Below are 21,900 nucleotides of genomic sequence, written 5' to 3'. Positions count from 1 at the left end.
CGTGATTTTATATATTTGCTTAATAAATAGCCTCTAAACTATAGCCTTATTATGTTTAACCTTAAACAATTGATACTAGTCACACTTATATTGTTAAGTACTAGTAACGCATTTTCTCAGTTAGGCTTCTCTCATGAAATTGGGATAATTACTGGACCTGTTGCTTTTAAATCTGATTTTGGAGAACGAAATGATTTTTCAACTAACTCTGGTAACACAGGTTTTGGTATTGGATTGGTGCATTATATTAATTTTGCTTATCAAGCAGATTGTAATTGCTACACTACAGACAATTACTTTAACGATCACTTTAAATTACGTACAGAAATTTCTTACAACAAAACCAAACTAGATCATCATGGTTTATTTGTTCAACCAGAACAAACTAGTGCTGATGCAGATAGATTAAGAGCACACTCTGGTGAAGCCAATAATTTTGATATTGGAATGCAATTAGAGTATTTTCCATTAAGCATTAGATCTTTTCAGGCGTTTGGTTACAGATTTGCTCCATTTGTTAGTTTAGGTGCGCATTATGTATCTTTTAATCCTAAAGTTAGTACGTCATACCTTGGCGAAGGTGACCCTGGAAATATTAATAACTTAAATAATTTTTATAACCCTTGGTCTAGACCTCCTTTAGAAAATCCTATTGATGTTAGTGGTGGTTCTACTTGGTCTGTAGTTTCAAGTATTGGTGTAAGATATAAGTTAAATACTATGGCTGATTTAATGTTAGACCTTAGAGGTCAATATTATTTTAACGATTGGATTGATGGTTTAAATCACCAGTTAGAATATAACAAATACAATGATTGGTTAGTCTGGTTAAATGTAGGATACATTTATTACCTTGATTAATTAATCAAAGCAATATTAAAAAAAGGTCAAGTTAAAACTGGACCTTTTTTTATGCCTACAACCTAGATATCAACCTAAGGCTTGTTGTAAATCGTTTATTAAATCTTCTACATCTTCTATCCCAACGCTTAATCTTATCATACTATCAACAACACCTATTTTTTCGCGTTCTACTTTTGGAATACTAGCATGCGTCATACTTGCTGGATGCCCACAAAGCGACTCGACACCACCTAGGGATTCTGCTAATGTAAATACTTTAAGATTTTCAATACATTTAATCGCTTGATCATAATTATTTCCTTTAGTAACAAAACTAACCATGCCTCCAAAATCTTTCATTTGTTGTTTAGCAATGGTATGATTAGGATGCGTATCAAATCCTGGCCAATAGACTGTTTCAACTTTAGGATGCGATTTTAAAAATTCGGCTACAACCTTACCATTTTCACAATGACGCTGCATCCTAACGTGCAATGTTTTTATTCCGCGCAAAGCTAAAAAAGCATCTTGAGGACCACAGATTGCTCCACTAGCATTTTGTATAAAATATAGTTTTTTAGCCAAGTCTTGATCTTTTACTATTAGGGCTCCCATGACCAAATCACTATGTCCACCAAGATATTTAGTTGCAGAATGCATAACAATATCTGCACCAAGATCTAAAGGTTGCTGCAAATAAGGTGTCGCAAACGTATTATCGACTGCCAATAGTACGTTATGCTTTTTTGCAATTTTTGAAGCAGCTGCAATATCAATAATGTTTAACATTGGGTTTGTTGGAGTTTCTACCCAAATTAATTTAGTGTTTGTATTTATGTACTTATCTATATTGGCAGCATTATCCATACCAACAAAATGAAATTTAATACCAAATCCTTCAAAAATTTTAGTAAACAAACGGTAAGTACCACCATACAAGTCGTTAGTAGATATGACTTCGTCACCAGGTTTTAATAATTTCATAACTGCATCAATAGCTGCCAATCCTGATCCAAATGCTAATCCAAAATCACCATTTTCCAAACTAGCAAATGCATTTTCTAAAGCCTGCCTTGTTGGGTTATGACTTCTAGAATACTCAAAGCCTTTATGTCCTCCTGGTGTTGATTGTGCATAGGTTGATGTTTGATATATTGGTGGCATTACTGCACCATAAGCTGGATCAGGTTTTTGACCACCATGTATTGTTTTTGTATTAAATTTCATGAAGAAAACTTTTGTTAACAATAAAAATAGTTTTTAATTCGCTGTATTCAAACTAGAACAATATCTTTAGTCTATGTTTAACACTTTATTTAACTCTAAATCGTTACTTATTACTGTAGTTTACTGCTTAATAATGATAACTTCTTGTCAAAAAGACAAGACTATTACTTTTTCTGAAACTCAAATATCCAATGAAAAAGAAACCTTTGTAGAAATCGTTTTGCCTAAAGCAAATGGTAAAACCAAAACTGCAAAAAACATAAATGCTACACTTAACAATTTTGCTTGTCAGATATTAAATATAGATAGTGCTAAAAGTAAAAAAGAAACTATTGAAGAAAGCATTGTAGCATTTAACGAGGCTTACACAAACTTTAATAAATCATTTTTATCCGATTTTGAAAGTAAATTTCCAAGATGGGAAGCTTTAATTGATGGAGAAGTATCTTACCAAAACGAAGCGTTAGTTAGTATATCTATGAATGGAAGTATCAACACTGGAGCAGCAAGTAGCAACTTAAAGTTTAAGTTTTTTAATTTTGATTTAACCAATGGAAAATCATTAACAACAAAAGAGCTTATTAACGATATTGACGCTTTTAAAGCTATTGTCAAAAAGTATTATGACAAGGAGTTAATGACTACTTACACAAGCATAAACAACGACACTAGCGACTTTAAACTACCAGAAACCATTGGCTTTAATGACAACGGAGTAATTATAATATACGACAATTTTGACTTAGGTCATGTCAACACACAGTTACTAGAGTTTACCATACCTTTTACAGTAGTAGACCAATATATTAACTACTAAATATTTTTTTTAAGCGCAAGGATATAACCCAAGTGGATCCCTTCATGAAAGTTATTAAACACGATAGCATCTGCTGCACTTTTTAAAGTACTTTTAGTAGACACAGTATACTCTTGATAAGATTTAAAGACACCGTTTTTATAATCTTCCTCAGTTTTTTCAATAGTACTAATTAGTAAATCCTTTATTTCATCAACTTCAGCTTGACTAACCGCTCGTTCTGTTTTTGTTCCTTTTCTGTATGCTTCAACAAGTGCATCACTAACAACCATAGGTAACCCAGAAAACTTATACACTAGCAATTGTTGCGTTACAACAGTATGCGCAATGTTCCAAAAAATATTATTACTATAACCATTTGGGACTTTATTTAATTGCTCTAGCGTAAAAGTCTCTAAAAATTGTTTAAAAATCGCTCTGTTTTTTAGCGTAACATCAAATGTAAAGTCCATGGTTTTTATTTTTTTGTACAAGAAAGTAAATTAAAAAAAATAAAACTAATTAGACTTCAATTTTTAACTTTAGTGTTTAAAATTATAACATGAAAACACACAACTACCAAACAACTATAACGTGGACAGCTAATCTTGGTCAAGGGACAACTAATTATAAAGATTATAAACGTAATCACACCATTACAAACCCTAATAAATCGCAAACTATACTAGCAAGTGCAGACCCTACCTTTTTAGGCGATGACACACGTTATAATCCAGAAGAGTTACTACTATCATCCATCTCATCATGCCACATGTTATGGTACTTACACCTATGTGCAACCAACAATATAATAGTTACAGACTACACAGACCATGCAGAAGGCATAATGCAAGAAAACAAAGATGGAAGCGGTCAATTTACCAGCGTCACATTACACCCAAAAGTCACAGTTGCAGACGCACGCATGATTAATAAAGCCAACCAATTACATCATAAAGCCAATACCATGTGCTTTATAGCACGCTCTTGTAATTTTCCAATTATACATAACGCTTTCGCGGAAGCTTCGCCTTGCAAGGACTAGTTTTAATAAAAAAATGAAGTAGTTTTTAACAAAAAAAACGACCTTAGCAAAAAATAAAATGTACCATGAAAAAAGTATACTATCTTAAAACCTGCAGTACTTGCTTACGTATTTTAAAAGAGCTTAATCTACCATCAGATTTTGAATTACAAGACATAAAAGCAAACCCTTTAACCGTAAAACAAGTTGAAGATTTAGCAGCATTATCAGGTAGTTACGAAGCCTTATTTAGCAAACGTGCTAAACTATACAAGGACATGGGACTTAAAGATCAAAACCTAACCGAAAAAGATTACAAACAGTACCTACTAGAACACTACACCTTTTTAAGTCGACCAGTTGTAGTTATTAATCAGTCTATTTTTATTGGCAATTCCAAAAAAACCACAGCATCGACCAAATTAGCACTTAATGAAAACTAGGTATTGGGCATTATTAGCAGCCTTTATGGTCCAAGTACTTTACGGACTAAACTACACCTTTGCTAAAGACGTTATGGTAGGTGGTTTTATAAAGCCATTTGGTTTTATTGTACTACGTGTTGGTGGCGCAGCAATATTATTCTGGCTATTTAGTAGCTTAGGACCAAAAGAAAAAATAGAACGAAAAGATTTTTTAACCCTAATCTATGCAGCCTTTTTTGGAGTGGCAACAAATATGCTTTTATTTTTTAAAGGATTAGCATTAACCACACCAATACACGCTTCTGTAATAATGATAATAAGCCCTATTATCGTATTATTACTATCTTCATTTTATTTAGAAGAAAAAATTACAAAAATCAAAATATTAGGTGTGCTTTTTGGATTTGCAGGTGCAACAATACTTACCGTCTATGGTAAATCCGCAAGTCCAGGTGATAATGTCTTTTTAGGAAATATCATGATATTACTAAATGCCATTTCTTATAGTATATACATTATAATAATTAAAAAGCTAACCTATCGCTACCATCCATTTACTTTTATAAGATGGTTATTTTTAATAGGCTTTTTTATGGTTTTACCTTTTGGATTTAATGATATTTTAGCCATAAACACAGCAACCTTCACACCTTACATATGGTTTTCTGTAGTGTTTGTTATTATAGGTGCAACCTTTGGCACCTACTTACTTAATCCTTTAGCATTAAAACACCTAAGAGCCTCTACTGTCACAGTGTTTATATACTTACAACCATTAATTGCTGGTATATATGCAGTAATAGCAGGTAGTGACGCAGTTACAGTAGTTAAACTAACAGCGTCTTCGTTAATATTTTTTGGCGTGTATTTGGTAACTAAAAAACCTAAAGTATTAAATCCTTAGGCAAGCGTCCATGCTTACGCATGTCTTCTTTAGTCAATATGGTAAAGTCTGCTGTTCTAGGAAATTTATTAGCCATATCTAATAAGTCTTCAGATAAACCAGTAAGCTTTCTGGTATGTAAATCTATCCAAGCTCCCGAGATTTCGCAAAACGCTAAATTTTGTCCTTTACTATTATAAAAATTATGGTCAAATTTAAAAAACATACCATCTTCACTTAATCCTGACACTTCTAAACTAACCGTAATTGGCTGTCCTAAAAACGCTTCTTTAAAATAATGAACATGCTCATGGAACACCACAGGACCAATACCAGCTTTACCTAAAGCCATTAAAGAAAACCCATGATCTTGTAAAAAAGCGGTTCTGGTATGCGACATAAAATTAATGTAAGCCGAGTTTGCTAAATGTCTATTAGCATCAATATCACTCCATCTAATTTCAAAATCTTTTTTATACATAGTCGTTAACTTTTGTTATTTCAAAATTACAATAATATATTCTGCATGCATAATAAAATTTGGATTTCTTAGGCGTTAACATTTTACTTACCTTTGTAGCAATTAATTAGTGTTTATATGATATATTCAATGACAGGTTATGGTAAATCTGTATTACAATTACCAACAAAAAAAATAACTATCGAGTTAAAATCGCTTAATAGCAAAAACCTAGATTTGAATGCACGTATGCCTTCAATTTACAGAGAGAAAGAGCTAGACTTACGTAAACTAATGGCTAAGCAATTAGAACGTGGTAAGGTTGACTTTTCTATATACGTAGAAACCACTGCAGATGATACCTCGACACAAATTAATGCTCCTGTTGTAAAGCAATATATGGAGCAATTAAAAGCAGTGTATAATGATGGTAACGAGATGGAATTACTTAAAATGGCTGTACGTTTTCCTGATGCTTTAAATACTGTTAGGGAAGAAATTGATAACACTGAGTGGAAACAAATTGAAGCCGAAATTAATGTCGCTTTAGATAGTTTAAAAGACTACAGACTTAATGAAGGAAAAGTTTTAGAACAAGACTTTAACGACCGTATTAAAAACATTGCAGATTTATTACAACAAGTTATTGCAATGGATCCTGATCGTGTGGAAGGTGTTAAAGAACGTCTACGTAAAGGGGTTGAAGAGCTTAAAGAAAAATATGACGAAAACCGTTTTGAACAAGAACTGGTGTACTACATTGAAAAATTTGATATTACTGAAGAAAAAGTACGTCTAGACAACCACCTAAATTACTTTATAGAAAGTATAAACAGTGTAGACTCTAACGGAAAAAAACTAGGTTTTATCGCTCAAGAAATTGGTAGAGAAATCAATACCATTGGATCAAAAAGTAATTACGCACCTATGCAGCAATTAGTTGTGCAAATGAAGGACGAATTAGAAAAAATTAAAGAACAATTACTTAATGTTCTTTAACAGATAAAAAACACAAAAAACAACCACACTAACCACCATTACACGAGTTGTAATAGTAGTGTCCAACATTAAAAATTATTAGCACATTGACTAAAAACACTAAAAAACAAGGTAAACTAATCGTATTTTCAGCTCCTTCGGGATCCGGAAAAACAACCATTGTTAGACATTTACTAAAGCAAGACCATTTAAATTTAGCCTTTTCAATATCTGCAACCTCTAGAGAAAAACGTGGTACGGAAGAGCATGCCAAGGATTACTATTTTTTATCTGCTAAAGATTTTAAACAACACATAAAAGATGACGATTTTTTAGAGTGGGAAGAGGTATACAGAGATAACTTTTATGGGACTTTAAAAACCGAAGTCGAGCGTATTTGGGCTTTAGGCAAAAATGTGATTTTTGATATTGATGTGTCTGGTGGCTTACGTATAAAACGTAAATTTCCAGAAGAAACCATTGCTATTTTTGTGAAGCCACCAAGTATTGACGAGCTTAAAATACGTTTAAAAAAGCGTAAGACAGAAAGTGATGACAAAATTAACATGCGCATCAGTAAAGCCAGTGCAGAACTAGCTACAGCACCTTTATTTGATGTTATCATAGAAAATGATAATCTTGAAAAAGCGCTAAACGAAGCAGAGCATTTAGTTAGCGATTTTATTAATAAATAATTACAACCAGATTATACTAGGATTGACAACGCAATGAAAATAGGCTTATACTTTGGATCTTTTAATCCAATACATATTGGACATTTAATAATTGCTAACCAATTAGTGGAAAATAGCGACTTAAACCAAATCTGGTTTGTGGTAACACCACATAATCCATTTAAGAAAAAAAGCACGCTGTTAGATAACCATCATCGTTTAGAAATGGTGTATCTAGCGACTAAAGACTACGATACGCTTAAAGAAAGTGATATCGAGTTTAACTTACCACAACCCAATTATACAGTCAATACATTAGCCTATTTAACAGAGAAATATCCTGAAAAAGAGTTCGCGCTAATTATGGGAGAAGACAATTTAAAAAGCTTCCATAAATGGAAAAACTATCAGGTAATTTTGGACCATCACGACATTTATGTCTATCCTAGAATAAGTGAAGGTAAAGTAGAAACCCAATTTGATAACCACCCAAAAATACACCATGTTGAGGCTCCAATAATGGAGATATCGTCTACTTTAATACGAAACAGTATCAAAGCTGGTAAAAACATAAAACCGTTACTGCCAAATCACGTTTGGTCTTATTTAGATGAAATGAATTTTTATAGATAAGATTAAACCTTCAAATTAGTTCTAAAATTTTTACTAAATTGGATATAGTAACAATCAACAGTATATGTACAAAGAATTTTTCAAGAATTTAGCCGAAAAAGAAAATGGGGAATTTTATTTTACAGATGAAAACATATCCATTGGTATGGGAGTCCGCAGTCCTAACGTTATTTATAAAATAACCTTTACCTATAAAGGCAATCTTTTTACCATAATAAATCAGACAGGAACCAATTATATTGCAACTATACGCTGTCAACTAAATGACACACTTCATCCAATACCTTTTACTGTAAATACCACATCTCATTTAAAAAATCTGTTTTTACAAAAAAAAAGCAGACTGAATGTTACGACAGAACATTCAAATCTAAAGTACTTCTTAAGTAAAAACAACGCATTAAACATACTGAGTGAAATTGCTAATAAAGAAAAATTTGATCCAAATATAACTTGTCAATATGATAATGTTTGGAGCATTGAAACTAACTATAATCTAGAATTTGATAATTGGACTGACCCAATAGAACCAATTATAGAATTATATAAAAACCTAATTAATCATTTTTAAAAAAGAATGGTATATGAATTCAAATACTCTAAACTCAAAAAACATGAAAACATTAAAAAAGTTTATACTTTATTATATCATATCATTTATTGCTACTCTTTTTGGTTATGGATTTTTTTGGTTAGTTAATAATCATATGTTAAGAGGTGACTACAAATTTAATTATATCCCTATTCTAGTTGTGTTATTTATAATAATGCCATTTTTTATATATTTTAAAACAGAAAAAAAATAAGATAAAGCTAGACACAACCTTGAAATACATTTTTACAATTGGCTTAATTTACGTGATTTACACTATCTCAGTAAACATCAAACAAAACTTAAAATCAAACAAAAAAGTTGTTTGGTTAAATATAGTTGGATTACTAATTATGCTAGCTTATTTTACTAAACATGTTATTAATATTATAAATGACGTTAAGTAAAAAACAAAAAAAACGCCAACTATTAAGTTGGCGTTTTTTATATAATATATAATGCGTTTAGTCTAAAGCAGGTATACGTAATACTTGCCCAACATAAATTTTATCTGGATCTGTAAGCATAGGTTTATTGGCTTCAAAAATTTCTGGATATTTCATAGCGTTACCATAATAATGCTTCGCTATTTTACCTAAAGTATCTCCACTTACTACAGCATGAAACTGTGCTTCTGGCACCTCAACTTCTGCTACAGCTACTGTCATCTGGTCGTCTACAGTTGCAATACCATCACTATTACCAACTAATAATACTACTTTTTCTTTGGTTGCTTGATCTGCTGCTACTCCAGTAATGGTTGCTGCATCATCATCTATAAAGATACTTAAACCCTCTACTTGTAAGTCTAAATCGCTTGCTGTTTCTTCTAATTTTCTAGCAGCTAATGTTTCCATTTTAACCTCTGCTGCTTCGGCTGCTGCAGCTTCTTCTTTATCAGTTTTTCCTATTCCAAAAACTTTAGCTCCTGCATTTTTAATAAATGAAAATAATCCCATAATTATGATTGTTGTTTAGTGTTATTTAATATTTATAAAGTTAAAAAATTAGTTGTCTAACTGCAACTTATGTTAACAACTCTTATGCCAAGTCTTTGTTAAAGTATACAATAAAAAACCGCTTAAAGACTTGCTCTAAGCGGTTTTTAAACTAACTAAATGACTAATTCAATATATTAAGCTCTAGAGTTTTCTCTAGGATTATCTTGTTTCTTAGTGTGTTGTACACGTTTTTTAAGACCAGAAGTTTTAGCTCTATTAAGTTCTGTACCAACCTTTAAATATTGGATATATCCTCTACCAGTAAACTCGTAAACGGTTCCAGAACTTGGATGGAATAACTCTATACGTTGATCATTGATAATACTTAACTCAAACTGCTCATTATCAAAATAATCATAATCTAATACTAATGACTTTAAGTACATGTTTCCGCTAAAGTTTCCTACGTTATAAAATCCTGAGTAATCCCAATATAAATTGTTTGGATTAATTCCGTTTGGATCCTGACTACTTCTAAACGTGTTATCGTTTCCGCCTGATAAAAATTGCAAATAATTTTCGTTATCAAACTCATTTAAAGCACCATAATTGCTTGTGTATGTTTTTTCCCAAGCTTCATATTCTTGTAAAAAATATTGTAAGTTGTCATAAAACACATAATCATAATCAAAAGTGCTACGTTGGTAACCATGTAAAAAGTACGAGGTGTCTGTAAACGGGTTGTACAACTCTATGGTATTATTATCTATTTGATACACATCAAAGCTATCATAACCATCAATATCATGGTCTACGTCTAATATCATGTTGTAAGCATTATAATTTCCAATTGGGATACCAAATCCGTTACCTTGACTACCAATACCAACTAAATTATTATTAGCGTACAGCGTACCGTTTCTAAAAGAAATGGTGAATGCTATCTGTAAAAAAGGAGACTCGCCATAACCTATAGTTTCATCCACTGCAACGTACCATAACTCGTGCGAGTTAAGCACTTGGTTAATACTAACTGGTACTGGCTCATTATAACCATTATAGTCGTCTACAATAACCTCGCTATAACAAGAGGTAAATAATATTGCTATTAAAGCAAAACCTGAAAGTAGTTTTATTGTCTTCATAATGTGTCGTTTTAAGGATTGATAATAGACTAATTTCAAAAGGCGTGCCAAAAATGATAATGGTTTGTTAATTAGATAAAATTAAAGAAGTAAAATTTTATGTATTTTTGATATAGAATTTAATCCCTTATATGAGTCAACAATTAAAATACGCTGTTTTTGGATCCGGAAGTTGGGCTACTGCTATTGTAAAAATGCTGTGCGAAAACCTAGAGGAAGTAGGATGGTACATGCGTAGCGTTTATACTAAAGAGCATTTATTAAAAGAACAACATAATCCTAGCTACTTAAGTTCTGTCGAGTTCCATTTAGAACAACTTAAACTAAGTAACGACATTAACGAAATGGCTGCCTATGCAGATGTACTAATTTTTGTAGTACCATCCGCTTTTATACATTCTGAGTTACAAAAACTTACCGTAGATATTACCAACAAAAACGTAGTCTCTGCAGTAAAAGGTATTATTCCAGAAACCGGAAAACTATTAGGCGAGCATTTTCATGATAACTATAACATACCCTTTGAAAACATAGGTGTCATTGCAGGGCCTTGTCACGCAGAAGAAGTCGCCTTAGAGCGTTTATCTTACCTAACCATATCCTGTGCAGACCAGAAAAAAGCGCAAGCCATAGCAGACGTTTTATCCAGTGACTATATTAAAACAAAAACAAGTGACGATGTTATTGGTACAGAATACGCAGTAATGCTAAAAAACATATACGCAATTGCAGCAGGTATAGCACACGGTTTAGGTTATGGAGACAACTTCCAAAGTGTATTAATGAGCAACGCAATACGCGAAATGAAACGCTTTATCAAGAAAATGCACAAAATGAAACGTAACATAAACAACTCGGCTTACTTAGGCGATTTATTAGTTACAGGCTACTCCACATTTTCTAGAAACCGCATGTTTGGAAACATGATTGGTAAAGGCTACACCGTAAAATCTGCACAAATGGAAATGAGTATGGTAGCAGAAGGTTACTATGCAACAAAAAGTGCCCATTTACTTAACGAGAAAAACAAAAAGAAAACACGCTTACCCATTGTAGATGCAGTATACGCTGTATTATACGAAGGTAAGGACGCTAAAAAAGTGTTTCAAAAACTAACCGATAAATTAGATTAAAAAAAGTCCCTTTGTGCTAAACAAAGGGACTTTTTAATTTCAACCATTTTTATTTTGGGCGTTACCCAAGGGTCGCGCTTTACGTTACAATCTTTTTAATCGTGCCTCATAAAAAGGATTTACACTGCAATCGCTAACGCTAGTATTAGCCAAGCTAAAGACTAATCACAATTTGTTTTTAACCGTATTATCTAATCTTTTATAATTTTACTTAACCAAAACACCACGTGCTTCCATTAAAGGTATAGGTTGTAAAGCCTTTAAATTAATTGTGTTTTTTCTAAAAGTATACGTTTTGTCAAACATAGTATTGCCTTCAAAAAAGGTAACCTTAAATTGATTGTTTAAAGCAAATAAATCTTCTTGCATCAACTCGATTTTAGCGTAGCTTTTTTTAGGTAGCTTGTCTAGTTTTTTTCTAAAAATAGAAGTCATTTTATCCTCCGAAAAACCGCTAGTTACAATCAATACCATGTCTAAATCAACCGCTTTATCATTTATAATATAAGCGTTCCAGTCTTGTGTTTTGTATATATCATTATACTCATTAACAATAGCTATATAAACATTTTCTACAACTGGTATTTGGATATCCTTTTTCATGACTTAAAAAAACTCTAAAATAGTATTAAGCTGCAAATTTAAGATAATAATAAATTTTAAGCTATTCTAGTTAACAATATAAGTGTAATCTATATCGTCTACATTAAGTAAAGTATCAAAAACAGCCTTGTTTTTATCGCTAACCAGTACTTTAAGCTCTTTAATTTCTTGCCTATCAAACATTAAAACCAAATTGTCTTGCAAAGTTGGGATTGGTATTTTACGCTTAACATTTGCACAAGCATATTTATGTTCCCAATAGTCTGCTTCAACAAATAAAATGTAGGCTTTAAATTGCTCAAATTGTTCTGGCGTAAATTCAAAATAAATATTATTAAACTCAAAATGAAACTGCTTGCATCCTTTACAGTAGTTTAATTCGCCTTGTGAGGTTTTTGAAATAGCTTCTATATTAGTGCACATAATTTAAGTTTTACAAGATTAATAACAGTCCGTTTTTATCACCTTATTATCTATATAAAAGCTAATAGGCAGTTGTAATTTAGTTGTGGTAATATGGTTTAAGACTTCCAAGACATTATTTTGCATTGCTAAAGAGCCACATATCATGATGATGCCATCATCCTCTAAAACCTGTGTTATAGTTGCTGCATTTTTAGCAACAATATCTTGCACATAAATTTTCTCTTTTTGTTCTTGAGAAAAAGCGACATTAAAACTGCTTAGCGTATTATGTTGTAATCCACTATCTATATATTTTTGATATAAACTTAAAGATTGCTTGGTACGTCCACCCCAAAATAAATACTTTTCAGTTTGTGGATTCGTGTTTATCATTCCTAAAAAAGGACCAATTCCTGTTCCGTTTGCAATTAACACGACACGTTTAGCATTTACAGGAAGATTAAAAGTAGGATTAGGTTTTATTATTGCATTAACCACGTCCTCTTTTTTTAATGTATTAAAGTAAGTAGAACATACACCAAACTCGTGTTTTTTGACACTTATAACAATTTGATTGTCCATTTTACCTATCGAGTAAAGCCTTTCTATTCCATCTTGTTTTGGGTACACAGCTAACAAATCACCAGATTTAAAATTAATTTTCTTGGTAGGTTTTAGCTGTAATACAAACGTATTGTCAACATTTAATAACGTTTTATTTATAACTTTAAATGTTTGTTGCTTTTTAGTTTTTATTGCTGGATTATCTAGTATTAGACTAACATTTGTACCAACTACTGTATTATACTGCTGTAACCAATCTTTAAAAGTAGATTGCGATTGGTTATGGATTTTTTGCAATTGCAGATTAGGTCTAAAATTGGGATGTAATTGCAAACTAGCATCCACCATTTGGGCATATTTACAATATGCTTTATACTTTAAGGACCCAAAACCAACAACTGCATAATTTATAGTTTGCTCTTGTGGCACACTTTTTAAAAGCGTAATAAAATTTTTAGCGTTAACAGGTGCTTCACCTTCGCCATATGTGGAAGTAAATACAACAAGTTGCTTGGCGTTTTTATACGTCGTATAGCTATTTAAATCTGATATGTAAACTGTTTTACCACTAGCTATTACTCCCTTAAAAAATGCTGTAGCTAAAGCATAAGACTGTCCTGTTTCTGAGCCTACAAGAATAATAACCTCAGCTTTATCCTTAGTAAATTTATTTTTAGGTAATGCTTTGTTTTTTCTTCTTTCAATGGTCATTTTAAATCCAGAATAGATAAAAAATAAAATATTAAGACAGGCAATCAATAATACTATAGACCAAACGATACTACCTTTACCTGTATGCCATGTTAGACTTAGGTTAGATAATAATGTAACCATTGGATAGTCTACCTGACTTAAAACTTGTCCAGAATATTGATGGACTAGGACTTCTTTATCTTTTAATTTTAAGATGTAGTAGTCTTCTTCGTCTTCGGAAAACGGGAACTCTAAATTAACAACTTCAGTTAATCGTGTAGTATTAAAAATATTTGTATCAGGCTGCTTTTCAGCGAAAGCTGTAGTTTGAAAATCAACAGTGTGTTTTTGCTTTTTTTCTGAAATTAAATCAAATTTAAGCAGTGATAAATACACACCAGTTAACGTGATAATTATAATAGGAATTAAGGATAATCGTCCTAAAACCACATGCCAATATTGCGAAAAATTATCGTTAACCACTTTTGCAAAAAAGCGCTTAATTCCGCTTTGACGTTTAATAATTAAAATAGAACCTGTAATTGCTATTAAGAATAGCAAAAACGAGCCTAAACCCACAAAAAAACGTCCTATTCCTTTTAAAAATAACGAACGATGTAAATTGGTAGTAAATTTAAAAAAGGTTGAAATTTCAGGTTTTTCGCCTAAAAAAGCAGCGGTTTTTGGATTAAAATAACCATTTAACGAGGTACCATCTGCAGTAATTACAGAAGCAGACACAAACTGATTTGCATCTACTTCTATATTTATAATTTCGGGATATTTATCCTTGAACGTCGTTATCGTTTGGTCTATATCCAACTGATTAACACTTTCTATTTTAAAGGGTTGCATCTGCTCTGATATTGGCTGAAATGCAAGAACAATACCAGTTATTGTTGCTAGAAAAACAAATACAAATGAGGCTATAGCTAGTGTAAGGTGACTATATCTCCAAATAGAAAGGGTCATAAATATGGGTTTAATTTGGCATTAAACGTACGTAACGTATAAATCCTGAGCCTTCTGTTTTACTTTTTACACTCTCTGAAGTTAGTAAAAACTGGACATCTTTTGTGTAATATTCTTGATCCTCTACTGCAGACTCAAAACGTATACTGTAACCTGCATCTATTTTAGAATCTTCGATTTGGATTACACTTATAGCACGTTCTCCTCCAGAAATTGTAGCTCCTGTTAAGGCATCAATATCTGCTCTGACTTTACCTTGAAATTTCCACCATTCAGTAATGTCATTATACCACTCCTCATCATCTCCTTGAACATATAATGTTTTTTCATATTGCCCATCTGGATTAATTAACGAGATGACTACGTATGCACCTTCACCAACATAATTGGTCATTTGCACCATGCATTTGTACTTAGTAGATGTGCTTATTGTTGTAAAAGAAAACAAGGCTATGCTAAGAATAGCTATGCTAAAAATTAGTTTTATGTTTTTCATTATATCTTATTTTAAAAAGTCTAATGCTATTTTTTTGTTCTTTAAAATTTCGTTTTCTGAGGCTAAATCAAATGCAGTTTCTTCAAAACCTGTGGTTGCTTTTTTATTTGCTCCAATAGCTATTAAATACTTTAAAAGCGTATTATCCTTAGCCTTCATTGCTGCTAAATGTAAAGGTGTGTACCCTTCGTTATTTGCAGTATTTACATCCACATCAAATTGATTGATTTGTTTTAAAAAGTTTACATTATTTTTATCTAAAGCTAAATGGAATAATGTATTTCCATCTTTTTGAGGTGTTGTAAACTCAAATCCTTTAGTTTCTAAAAGCTGTAATTTAGCTGTAAAATCTTTCTCTTTACTTGGGCTAAAAGATTGAATTAAATAATAAGCCAAATTGTTTCCGTAGGTATCCACAAGATCTATTTTAGCATCTTTAGACAATATTAATTTTACCACGTCTGCAGTATTATTTTGAATGGCTAGCATTAAAGCTGTTTCTCCTTTTTTATTAGCATAATTAATATCCTTAACTTGTGGTAAAAGCACAGATATTACTTCGATATTATTTTGTCTAACTGCATTTAAAAAAGGTGTGTTACCGTTTTTATCCACAGCGTTTACACTATTACCTTTTTCAATAAAATATTTTAAAACCTCTAAATCTTTACTTCTTGCTGCTACATTATGTAAAGGTGATACATCATCTGGAGAATTAGTATTTGGGTTTAAACCTATACCTTCTAGATAATTATAAACAGGCAATCCATTGGTTTTACCTCTAGTCCCTTGACTTGCAAAAATAAAGGCTTGATTTGTACCTTTTAATCCTTTTTCTATTAAGCCTTTTAGCAATTCTACATCACCAGTTTTAGCAACATAATTAAAGATTCCGTTACCATTATTATCTACACTTTTTAGACTTAAGCCTTTAGACACAAAGTAATTGGTTAATGTAATGTTGGTTGGAGCTGCTAATAGTAAAGCATTAGCACCATTATGGTCTAAATCTTTTTTTAAGTTTGCGCCATTTGCTATACAAAGCTCATAGACTTTAATGTTTGTTTGTCCTGCATTAGCAGCAAAATTTAAAGGTGTATATCCATGGTCGTCCAAAATATCTGTTTTAGCACCTTTGCCAATAAAATATTCCATTATGGCGTCATTACCAATATACGCTGCCCAAAAGATATATGTACGACCATCATGTGTTAACTTATTAACATCATTACCATCCAATGATTGTATGTATTTAATAACATCATTTGGTGCAGATTGTAGGATAGCATATACTACTGGATCAAAATTATTTTCGTTTAATTCGGCTGGATTATTTCCTTCTGCTATTTTAGATTTAACGTCTTGGATGGTTACTGATGGTCCCCAAAAACCTCTACCTAAAAAGGCATTGTCCTGAGCACTAAGCGTCATACTAATTAGTAGTAGGCAAACTGTAATTACTTTTTTCATTCAAATTATATTTTACTTTATTATAAAACTTTCGATTAATGGATTTATTTGGTCTGATGTAGAATAGTTTTCATCATCAAATAAATACTTATATAATACTTTATTATCTACCTTAGCTTGTAAAGCTAGATCTTGATGTCTTGCAAAAACAGACTCCCATTTTGTGCGGACTTTAACCCATTTTGCACTATTAGCTTTCCACCAATCTTGTGCTGCTTGACATTTACTATCGTCTACCTTTACATAAGTGTTATAACCTTTTTCTTTAGCTAAAGTGACGTCTTCTTTACCTTCTTCTCTTAACACTTTATCATTATCTTGGTCGTGTACCCAACCAGTGTTTGTTATTTCGTGTCTATTACCTCTTAAAGTGATGTTATAATCACTTCTTTTTGTGTATTCTCTTCTTGGTAAAGGTGCTGTTGTTGTATTTTCCCAAAAACTTTTCCCATCAACATGTACCCAAGTTGCAGAGCCTTCATAACGTGGACTATCATCTACTTGATATACTTTTTGTGTCCATTGATTTTTAACTTCCTTTTTAGGCTTTGACACATAAGTCCATTTATTGTCACCATTATACATATAAAAATCTGTGTTTTCAAATAACCAATCTTGTCTCCAATGTTTTACAATATATGGAGACTCTGGGCTTCCAACCTGTAATAAATGCTGAATCGAAATTTTGTTATCACTATCCTCTACTAATTGAGCCCATTCTAAACCTTTATCTACTTTAGTTTCTGAGGGTTTGTATAGTGAGTCTTGACTGTAGTTAAAAGTCTCTGCAAAATTAAAGGTTACTTCATAACAGCCACACATGCTTTTAATTGCTTCCTGATCTTGCTTTTTTTTGTTTTGAGCATTGATTGTAAACGTAAATACTAAAAATACTATAGATAAAATTGTTAAATGTTTCATTTTAAATGGGTTGTTTTTTTTATTTGAAAAAAGATTGTTCTTATTTAGACTGAATTAAAATAACGTTTATATTTGCAGCAAATTTAATCAAGAATGATTCTAAATAAAAAATATTTAACGGTTTATTTTTCTTTTTTTTTAGTTGGAATAACAACTGCACAAAAAAACAAAGCTATTGTCAACGACACCACAGTAGTCCAAAAGCTTGATGAAGTTGTCATTACAGGTCAATACAATCCACAATCGATTAAAAAATCTGTGCATAACGTTATTGTTATTGATAGAAAAAAAATAGATCAGCAAGCTGCAAATAATTTAGCAGACTTGTTAAATTTTAACCTTAATCTAAACATCATACCAAGTGCACAGACTGGACGATCAACAATCTCTTTTTTTGGTTTAGATGCTCAGTATTTTAATATTCTTGTGGATAATATACCTTTAGTAAGCGATAATGGTGTTGGTAATAATATTGATTTAACGCAAATAAATTTAGACGATATCGAACGTATTGAAATCGTTGAAGGTGCAATGGGAGTAGAATATGGTGCTAACGCTGTGTCTGGTGTAATTAATATAATTACTAAAAAAACGGTTAACCATAACTGGGAAATACAAACGTTTATACAAGAAGAAACCGTTAGCGATGAATACGCTTTGTGTGATGAAGGTAGACATATCCAAGGATTAAATATTGGACATAATTTTAACGAAAAATGGTCTGCAAAAATTGGATTTAACCGCAACCAATTTGCTGGTTTTTTTAATAATAAAAAAGGTCAAAACCACTATATCAATGATGGATTAAGAGGATATGATTGGTTACCAAAAACACAATTAACCTCTAAAGCTAGTATTAATTATACTGCCAATAAATTTAGATTATTTTACAAATTTGAGTTTTTTAATGAAGATTTAAACTACTACGATGCTGCAGTTAGAGCAAATATTAATGTGCAATCACAAACTAGTAATCCATCTGCAACAGATAAAATATTTACAACCAACCGTTTTGTAAACAATTTAAATATTAGTGGATCATTAAACTCTGGTGCAAATTACAATGCGTCCATATCTTATCAAACACAAAAACGCGATTTAAACCAGTTTAACTACTTTATTTTAACTAAAAATAAAAATAATGAAACGGATGAAACCTATCAATCTAGCAATGTCCTTTTCTCCAAAGGAACCATAAACAACCTTTCAAAACATGACTTCTATAATTATCAATTGGGTTATGAAGCTAGATTTATAAAAGGGTTTGACACACAAGCTACAGGTGAAGTAACACAGCAAGATAAAACCCAAAAGCAAAACAATTATGCAGTGTTTTCTTCTTCAGAATTTAAATTAACAAACAAATTGTCCTTACGTCCAGGATTGCGTTATGAATATAATTCAAAATTTAAATCGCAATTTCTAGGGTCATTTAGTGCAAGATATTTGCTAAATAAAGGTTATGAATTAAGAGCCAGTATTGGATCGTCTTACAGAACTCCAAATTTTGAAGAATTATACTACTATTTTGTAGATTCTAATCACGACGTAAGAGGCAACCAAAACCTAAATCCTGAACAAGGTTTTTCTACTTTTTTAAATCTTAAAAAGCGTAGTTGGTTTGGAAACACAACACTTACTAACAATTTAAAATTAAGTTACATAGAGCTAAAAGACAAGATTGAACTAGCCTTAGTCAATCCTTCTCCACTACAATACCAATATATCAATATTGATGCCTATAAATTATTTGGAATAACAACAGAAAACACTATAAAACACAACTATTGGACCTTTAATTTAGGTGCAACTTTACAAGGCGTGTCAAGAATAATGAATGATGAAGTCCATGCTGAAAACGACTTTTTATATGCCATACAACTTAACACAAGTGCTACCTATTTATTAAAAAAATGGGACACTGCTTTAACCGTCCTTTTAAAACATAACGGAAAACAACAAAACTACATTGCAGAAGGTACAGATGATAGTGGAAACAACACCTTTAAAAAATATAACACAGCTGCTTACAGTTGGATGGATGCGTCCATAAAAAAATCCTTTTTTAATAACAAACTACAAGCTACAGTTGGTGGCAGAAACCTATTGGATGTCACTAGCGTTGCTATTAATGGTGCAAATACAACAGGAGCACATAGTACAAATAACAGTAGCCTATTACTAGGTTACGGTCGATCATATTACCTAAAACTATTATATAATTTAAATTTTTAAAAAACCAATAAAATGAAAAACAGACTTTTTACTTTAGCCCTTTGCATGACAGCATTAGTCTTTACTAATTGTAGTAGCGATGACGATAATACACCATTACAACCAATAGACGTTGTTATAGAAGGTGCAGCAATAGCACCAACAGTTGGTGGTCCAAACCAACAAAATCAAGTGTTTGTAGATTTAAGTACAAATACAACCACAAGCGTACAACGTGACTCTTGGGATTTAGGTTTTTACTCTGGCACAGAATTTAGAGTGGTTATAAATGGAACAATAGCAATGGCAGCTGCTCAATTATCAACTACAGATATTGATGCTGTAACTTCTACAAATCAAGAAGTTATAGATTTACAACCTATGGTTAAAACCAATACTTATAACCAAGCTAGCATGCAATATGTTGATGCGCCAAATGGAGCGTTAAATGGTACTGCCTTTTCTGCTATTACAGCAACAGATGCAAATAATCCAGTATACCTGGTAAACTTGGGTTATACTGTCGGAACAGAAACTCCTGCAACAGGAAGTATTGACACTACAGATGACGAGAGAGGTTGGAAAAAAGTTAGAGTATTGCAAGATGGCACAAACTATATTTTACAATATGCTGATTTAGATGATACGACTCACCAAGAAGTTACCATTGCAAAAAACACAACTCATAATTATACCTTTTTTAGCTTTGATGCCAATAGCGAAATTAATATTGAACCAGCAAAAGAAGCATGGGACTTAAGTTTTACAACGTTTACAGATGAAGTATTTATAGGTGCAGATAGCTATGGTCCATACTTTTATTCTGATTTTGTTGTTACTAATGCAAAGCAAAACACCAAAGCATATGTAATAGATACTGAAACGCAAACAGAGTTAACATATGAAAATTTTACACTTACAGATGTAGACAATACACAATTCTCAGAAGACCAAAGAAGCATTGGAAGTAGCTGGAGAAACAGTGGTGGACCAAGTAGTTCTCCTTCATTAAAAGAAAATGTATTTTACATAGTAAATGATGCAAATGGAAACCTTTATAAGTTACAATTTTTAGCTTTAACTAATAACGCAGGAGAGCGTGGTTATCCAGAATTTGTTTATAGTTTATTACAATAATCTCCGTTTTAGTCTAAACATTAAAAAGCCTTAACATAATTGTTAAGGCTTTTTTTATTTGTTATTCAAAATAAGGATTATAATAGTCATCACTTACTATCCCTTTAATATTATAAATGACAAAATGATTAAATAATTCTTCTTTAGGATATAAGTCAAATAAGTTGTTTGTCTTGAAAAGCAGATTATCCACTCTAAAAAAATAGATTTTTACAACTAATTCTATATTTATATCTGGCTTTATACTTCCAATATCTTGGGCTTTTTTAAATAAATTATAAACCGTTTTATTAGACAGTTGTTCAATAAAATTATTAAATAAAAGATTAGCTTTTGGATAGTATTTTTCTAGACCAAATAAAAAAGAGGGCTTAAAATATTTTAAGTACTCAAACCCTCTTTGGTAAATTAATATAACACACAAAATAGGATCTTTACCATTGCTACTAACAATCCCATTTATATCAGTTTTATACTCGTTTAACAAACTCTCTAAACTAGCAGTAACTAAGTCTTCTTTGTTTTTAAAAAAAGAATAAATTGTCTTTTTAGATATGCCAAGCTCAGTTGCTAAATCGTTTAAAGTAACGTGCTTACTACCAAATCTAGTAAACTTAGTAATAGCACATTGTAGCAATTGAGCTTTGGTTATCATTTCATTTAGATTACAT

General features: G+C 31.6%; 24 protein-coding genes. 12 read left to right on the top strand and 12 right to left on the bottom strand.

Features of this window, described 5'->3' with window-relative positions:
- The first annotated feature begins 51 nt into the window (after nt 1-51).
- The gene (locus V6251_RS04555; protein WP_341587217.1) at nt 52-861 is read left to right on the top strand and encodes a THC0290_0291 family protein; all 810 of its coding nucleotides are present in this window, start codon (nt 52-54) and stop codon (nt 859-861) included.
- 69 nt (nt 862-930) lie between these two features.
- Here the strand turns inward: V6251_RS04555 and V6251_RS04550 are convergent, their stop codons facing one another.
- A complete protein-coding gene (locus tag V6251_RS04550; protein WP_341587216.1) occupies nt 931-2,070 on the bottom strand; it encodes a cystathionine gamma-synthase in 1,140 nt (379 codons plus the stop codon).
- 133 nt (nt 2,071-2,203) lie between these two features.
- Between V6251_RS04550 and V6251_RS04545 the strand changes: the two genes are divergently transcribed.
- On the top strand, nt 2,204-2,887 hold the full coding sequence (locus tag V6251_RS04545; protein WP_341587215.1) for a PdaC/SigV domain-containing protein: 684 nt from the start codon (nt 2,204-2,206) through the stop codon (nt 2,885-2,887).
- Here V6251_RS04545 and V6251_RS04540 read toward each other — a convergent pair.
- Nucleotides 2,884-3,339 carry a DinB family protein gene (locus tag V6251_RS04540; protein ID WP_341587214.1) on the bottom strand — a complete coding sequence of 152 codons (456 nt, stop codon included), beginning with the start codon at nt 3,337-3,339 and terminating at the stop codon, nt 2,884-2,886. The two genes, V6251_RS04545 and V6251_RS04540, sit on opposite strands and share 4 nt — an antisense overlap.
- Nucleotides 3,340-3,428: 89 nt before the next feature.
- Between V6251_RS04540 and V6251_RS04535 the strand changes: the two genes are divergently transcribed.
- The 3 genes from V6251_RS04535 to V6251_RS04525 all read left to right on the top strand — a co-directional run bounded on the left by V6251_RS04535 (nt 3,429) and on the right by V6251_RS04525 (nt 5,219).
- On the top strand, nt 3,429-3,911 hold the full coding sequence (locus tag V6251_RS04535; RefSeq protein ID WP_341587213.1) for an OsmC family protein: 483 nt from the start codon (nt 3,429-3,431) through the stop codon (nt 3,909-3,911).
- Nucleotides 3,912-3,976: 65 nt separating this feature from the next.
- Complete coding sequence (locus V6251_RS04530; protein WP_341587212.1) at nt 3,977-4,333, top strand: arsenate reductase family protein; 357 nt, start codon at nt 3,977-3,979, stop codon at nt 4,331-4,333.
- A complete protein-coding gene (locus tag V6251_RS04525; RefSeq protein ID WP_341587211.1) occupies nt 4,323-5,219 on the top strand; it encodes a DMT family transporter in 897 nt (298 codons plus the stop codon). Before V6251_RS04530 ends, V6251_RS04525 begins: the two co-directional genes overlap by 11 nt.
- On the opposite strand, the gene V6251_RS04520 is transcribed toward V6251_RS04525, so the two are convergent.
- Nucleotides 5,200-5,679: an acyl-CoA thioesterase gene (locus V6251_RS04520; RefSeq protein ID WP_341587210.1), complete on the bottom strand. Its 480-nt coding sequence runs from the start codon at nt 5,677-5,679 to the stop codon at nt 5,200-5,202. The genes V6251_RS04525 and V6251_RS04520 overlap by 20 nt on opposite strands.
- Before the next feature lie 117 nt (nt 5,680-5,796).
- On the opposite strand from V6251_RS04520, the gene V6251_RS04515 reads away from it, so the two are divergent.
- The 4 genes from V6251_RS04515 (at nt 5,797) to V6251_RS04500 (ending at nt 8,514) form a co-directional block, all read left to right on the top strand.
- Complete coding sequence (locus V6251_RS04515; protein ID WP_099568223.1) at nt 5,797-6,657, top strand: YicC/YloC family endoribonuclease; 861 nt, start codon at nt 5,797-5,799, stop codon at nt 6,655-6,657.
- Between the two features lie 86 nt (nt 6,658-6,743).
- The gene (gene gmk, locus V6251_RS04510; protein ID WP_341587209.1) at nt 6,744-7,331 is read left to right on the top strand and encodes a guanylate kinase; all 588 of its coding nucleotides are present in this window, start codon (nt 6,744-6,746) and stop codon (nt 7,329-7,331) included.
- 33 nt (nt 7,332-7,364) lie between these two features.
- On the top strand, nt 7,365-7,943 hold the full coding sequence (gene nadD / locus V6251_RS04505) for a nicotinate (nicotinamide) nucleotide adenylyltransferase (RefSeq protein ID WP_341587208.1): 579 nt from the start codon (nt 7,365-7,367) through the stop codon (nt 7,941-7,943).
- A gap of 64 nt (nt 7,944-8,007) precedes the next feature.
- On the top strand, nt 8,008-8,514 hold the full coding sequence (locus tag V6251_RS04500) for a hypothetical protein (RefSeq protein ID WP_341587207.1): 507 nt from the start codon (nt 8,008-8,010) through the stop codon (nt 8,512-8,514).
- A 485-nt stretch (nt 8,515-8,999) separates the two neighbouring features.
- Here V6251_RS04500 and lysM read toward each other — a convergent pair whose 3' ends face one another.
- Nucleotides 9,000-9,494, bottom strand: coding sequence for a peptidoglycan-binding protein LysM (gene lysM / locus V6251_RS04495; RefSeq protein WP_341587206.1), 495 nt, complete (start codon nt 9,492-9,494; stop codon nt 9,000-9,002).
- 176 nt (nt 9,495-9,670) lie between these two features.
- Nucleotides 9,671-10,621, bottom strand: a complete 951-nt coding sequence (locus tag V6251_RS04490) for a nicotinic acid mononucleotide adenyltransferase (RefSeq protein ID WP_292943111.1) — start codon at nt 10,619-10,621, stop codon at nt 9,671-9,673.
- A gap of 131 nt (nt 10,622-10,752) precedes the next feature.
- On the opposite strand from V6251_RS04490, the gene V6251_RS04485 reads away from it, so the two are divergent.
- Entirely contained in the window at nt 10,753-11,754 is a 1,002-nt protein-coding gene (locus V6251_RS04485; RefSeq protein WP_341587205.1) for an NAD(P)H-dependent glycerol-3-phosphate dehydrogenase, read from the top strand.
- 207 nt (nt 11,755-11,961) lie between these two features.
- Here V6251_RS04485 and V6251_RS04480 read toward each other — a convergent pair whose 3' ends face one another.
- The 6 genes from V6251_RS04480 to V6251_RS04455 all read right to left on the bottom strand — a co-directional run bounded on the left by V6251_RS04480 (nt 11,962) and on the right by V6251_RS04455 (nt 17,878).
- Nucleotides 11,962-12,357 carry a hypothetical protein gene (locus V6251_RS04480; RefSeq protein ID WP_341587204.1) on the bottom strand — a complete coding sequence of 132 codons (396 nt, stop codon included), beginning with the start codon at nt 12,355-12,357 and terminating at the stop codon, nt 11,962-11,964.
- Between the two features lie 66 nt (nt 12,358-12,423).
- A complete protein-coding gene (locus V6251_RS04475; RefSeq protein WP_028283973.1) occupies nt 12,424-12,780 on the bottom strand; it encodes a DUF6686 family protein in 357 nt (118 codons plus the stop codon).
- A gap of 18 nt (nt 12,781-12,798) precedes the next feature.
- On the bottom strand, nt 12,799-14,991 hold the full coding sequence (locus V6251_RS04470) for a PepSY domain-containing protein (protein WP_341587203.1): 2,193 nt from the start codon (nt 14,989-14,991) through the stop codon (nt 12,799-12,801).
- A gap of 10 nt (nt 14,992-15,001) precedes the next feature.
- Nucleotides 15,002-15,487, bottom strand: coding sequence for a DUF2271 domain-containing protein (locus tag V6251_RS04465; RefSeq protein WP_341587202.1), 486 nt, complete (start codon nt 15,485-15,487; stop codon nt 15,002-15,004).
- Nucleotides 15,488-15,493: 6 nt separating this feature from the next.
- Complete coding sequence (locus V6251_RS04460) at nt 15,494-16,957, bottom strand: ankyrin repeat domain-containing protein (RefSeq protein ID WP_341587201.1); 1,464 nt, start codon at nt 16,955-16,957, stop codon at nt 15,494-15,496.
- A gap of 12 nt (nt 16,958-16,969) precedes the next feature.
- Nucleotides 16,970-17,878, bottom strand: a complete 909-nt coding sequence (locus V6251_RS04455; protein WP_341587200.1) for a DUF6607 family protein — start codon at nt 17,876-17,878, stop codon at nt 16,970-16,972.
- A gap of 93 nt (nt 17,879-17,971) precedes the next feature.
- Between V6251_RS04455 and V6251_RS04450 the strand changes: the two genes are divergently transcribed.
- Nucleotides 17,972-20,113, top strand: coding sequence for a TonB-dependent receptor plug domain-containing protein (locus V6251_RS04450; RefSeq protein ID WP_341587199.1), 2,142 nt, complete (start codon nt 17,972-17,974; stop codon nt 20,111-20,113).
- 12 nt (nt 20,114-20,125) lie between these two features.
- Nucleotides 20,126-21,229, top strand: coding sequence for an HmuY family protein (locus V6251_RS04445; protein WP_341587198.1), 1,104 nt, complete (start codon nt 20,126-20,128; stop codon nt 21,227-21,229).
- A 61-nt stretch (nt 21,230-21,290) separates the two neighbouring features.
- On the opposite strand, the gene V6251_RS04440 is transcribed toward V6251_RS04445, so the two are convergent.
- Nucleotides 21,291-21,884, bottom strand: coding sequence for a TetR/AcrR family transcriptional regulator (locus V6251_RS04440; protein ID WP_341587197.1), 594 nt, complete (start codon nt 21,882-21,884; stop codon nt 21,291-21,293).
- Nucleotides 21,885-21,900: the final 16 nt, after the last annotated feature.

This window comes from Olleya sp. Ti.3.14, from assembly GCF_038154885.1.
Lineage (GTDB): Bacteria > Bacteroidota > Bacteroidia > Flavobacteriales > Flavobacteriaceae > Olleya.
The sequence above is the reverse complement of the archived record's forward strand: the minus strand, read 5'-3'. Positions and strand labels throughout refer to the sequence as shown.

Coding starts and splice junctions, on each gene's coding strand:
- V6251_RS04545 (WP_341587215.1), top strand. CDS start 2,204: ATGATAACTTCTTGTCAAAAAGACAAGACTATTACTTTTTCTGAAACT.
- V6251_RS04440 (WP_341587197.1), bottom strand. CDS start 21,884: ATGATAACCAAAGCTCAATTGCTACAATGTGCTATTACTAAGTTTACT.
- V6251_RS04515 (WP_099568223.1), top strand. CDS start 5,797: ATGATATATTCAATGACAGGTTATGGTAAATCTGTATTACAATTACCA.
- V6251_RS04485 (WP_341587205.1), top strand. CDS start 10,753: ATGAGTCAACAATTAAAATACGCTGTTTTTGGATCCGGAAGTTGGGCT.
- V6251_RS04525 (WP_341587211.1), top strand. CDS start 4,323: ATGAAAACTAGGTATTGGGCATTATTAGCAGCCTTTATGGTCCAAGTA.
- V6251_RS04490 (WP_292943111.1), bottom strand. CDS start 10,621: ATGAAGACAATAAAACTACTTTCAGGTTTTGCTTTAATAGCAATATTA.
- V6251_RS04450 (WP_341587199.1), top strand. CDS start 17,972: ATGATTCTAAATAAAAAATATTTAACGGTTTATTTTTCTTTTTTTTTA.
- V6251_RS04455 (WP_341587200.1), bottom strand. CDS start 17,878: ATGAAACATTTAACAATTTTATCTATAGTATTTTTAGTATTTACGTTT.
- V6251_RS04535 (WP_341587213.1), top strand. CDS start 3,429: ATGAAAACACACAACTACCAAACAACTATAACGTGGACAGCTAATCTT.
- V6251_RS04460 (WP_341587201.1), bottom strand. CDS start 16,957: ATGAAAAAAGTAATTACAGTTTGCCTACTACTAATTAGTATGACGCTT.
- V6251_RS04465 (WP_341587202.1), bottom strand. CDS start 15,487: ATGAAAAACATAAAACTAATTTTTAGCATAGCTATTCTTAGCATAGCC.
- V6251_RS04500 (WP_341587207.1), top strand. CDS start 8,008: ATGTACAAAGAATTTTTCAAGAATTTAGCCGAAAAAGAAAATGGGGAA.
- V6251_RS04475 (WP_028283973.1), bottom strand. CDS start 12,780: ATGTGCACTAATATAGAAGCTATTTCAAAAACCTCACAAGGCGAATTA.
- V6251_RS04520 (WP_341587210.1), bottom strand. CDS start 5,679: ATGTATAAAAAAGATTTTGAAATTAGATGGAGTGATATTGATGCTAAT.
- V6251_RS04470 (WP_341587203.1), bottom strand. CDS start 14,991: ATGACCCTTTCTATTTGGAGATATAGTCACCTTACACTAGCTATAGCC.
- V6251_RS04540 (WP_341587214.1), bottom strand. CDS start 3,339: ATGGACTTTACATTTGATGTTACGCTAAAAAACAGAGCGATTTTTAAA.
- V6251_RS04480 (WP_341587204.1), bottom strand. CDS start 12,357: ATGAAAAAGGATATCCAAATACCAGTTGTAGAAAATGTTTATATAGCT.
- V6251_RS04550 (WP_341587216.1), bottom strand. CDS start 2,070: ATGAAATTTAATACAAAAACAATACATGGTGGTCAAAAACCTGATCCA.
- V6251_RS04445 (WP_341587198.1), top strand. CDS start 20,126: ATGAAAAACAGACTTTTTACTTTAGCCCTTTGCATGACAGCATTAGTC.
- V6251_RS04530 (WP_341587212.1), top strand. CDS start 3,977: ATGAAAAAAGTATACTATCTTAAAACCTGCAGTACTTGCTTACGTATT.
- nadD (WP_341587208.1), top strand. CDS start 7,365: ATGAAAATAGGCTTATACTTTGGATCTTTTAATCCAATACATATTGGA.
- lysM (WP_341587206.1), bottom strand. CDS start 9,494: ATGGGATTATTTTCATTTATTAAAAATGCAGGAGCTAAAGTTTTTGGA.
- V6251_RS04555 (WP_341587217.1), top strand. CDS start 52: ATGTTTAACCTTAAACAATTGATACTAGTCACACTTATATTGTTAAGT.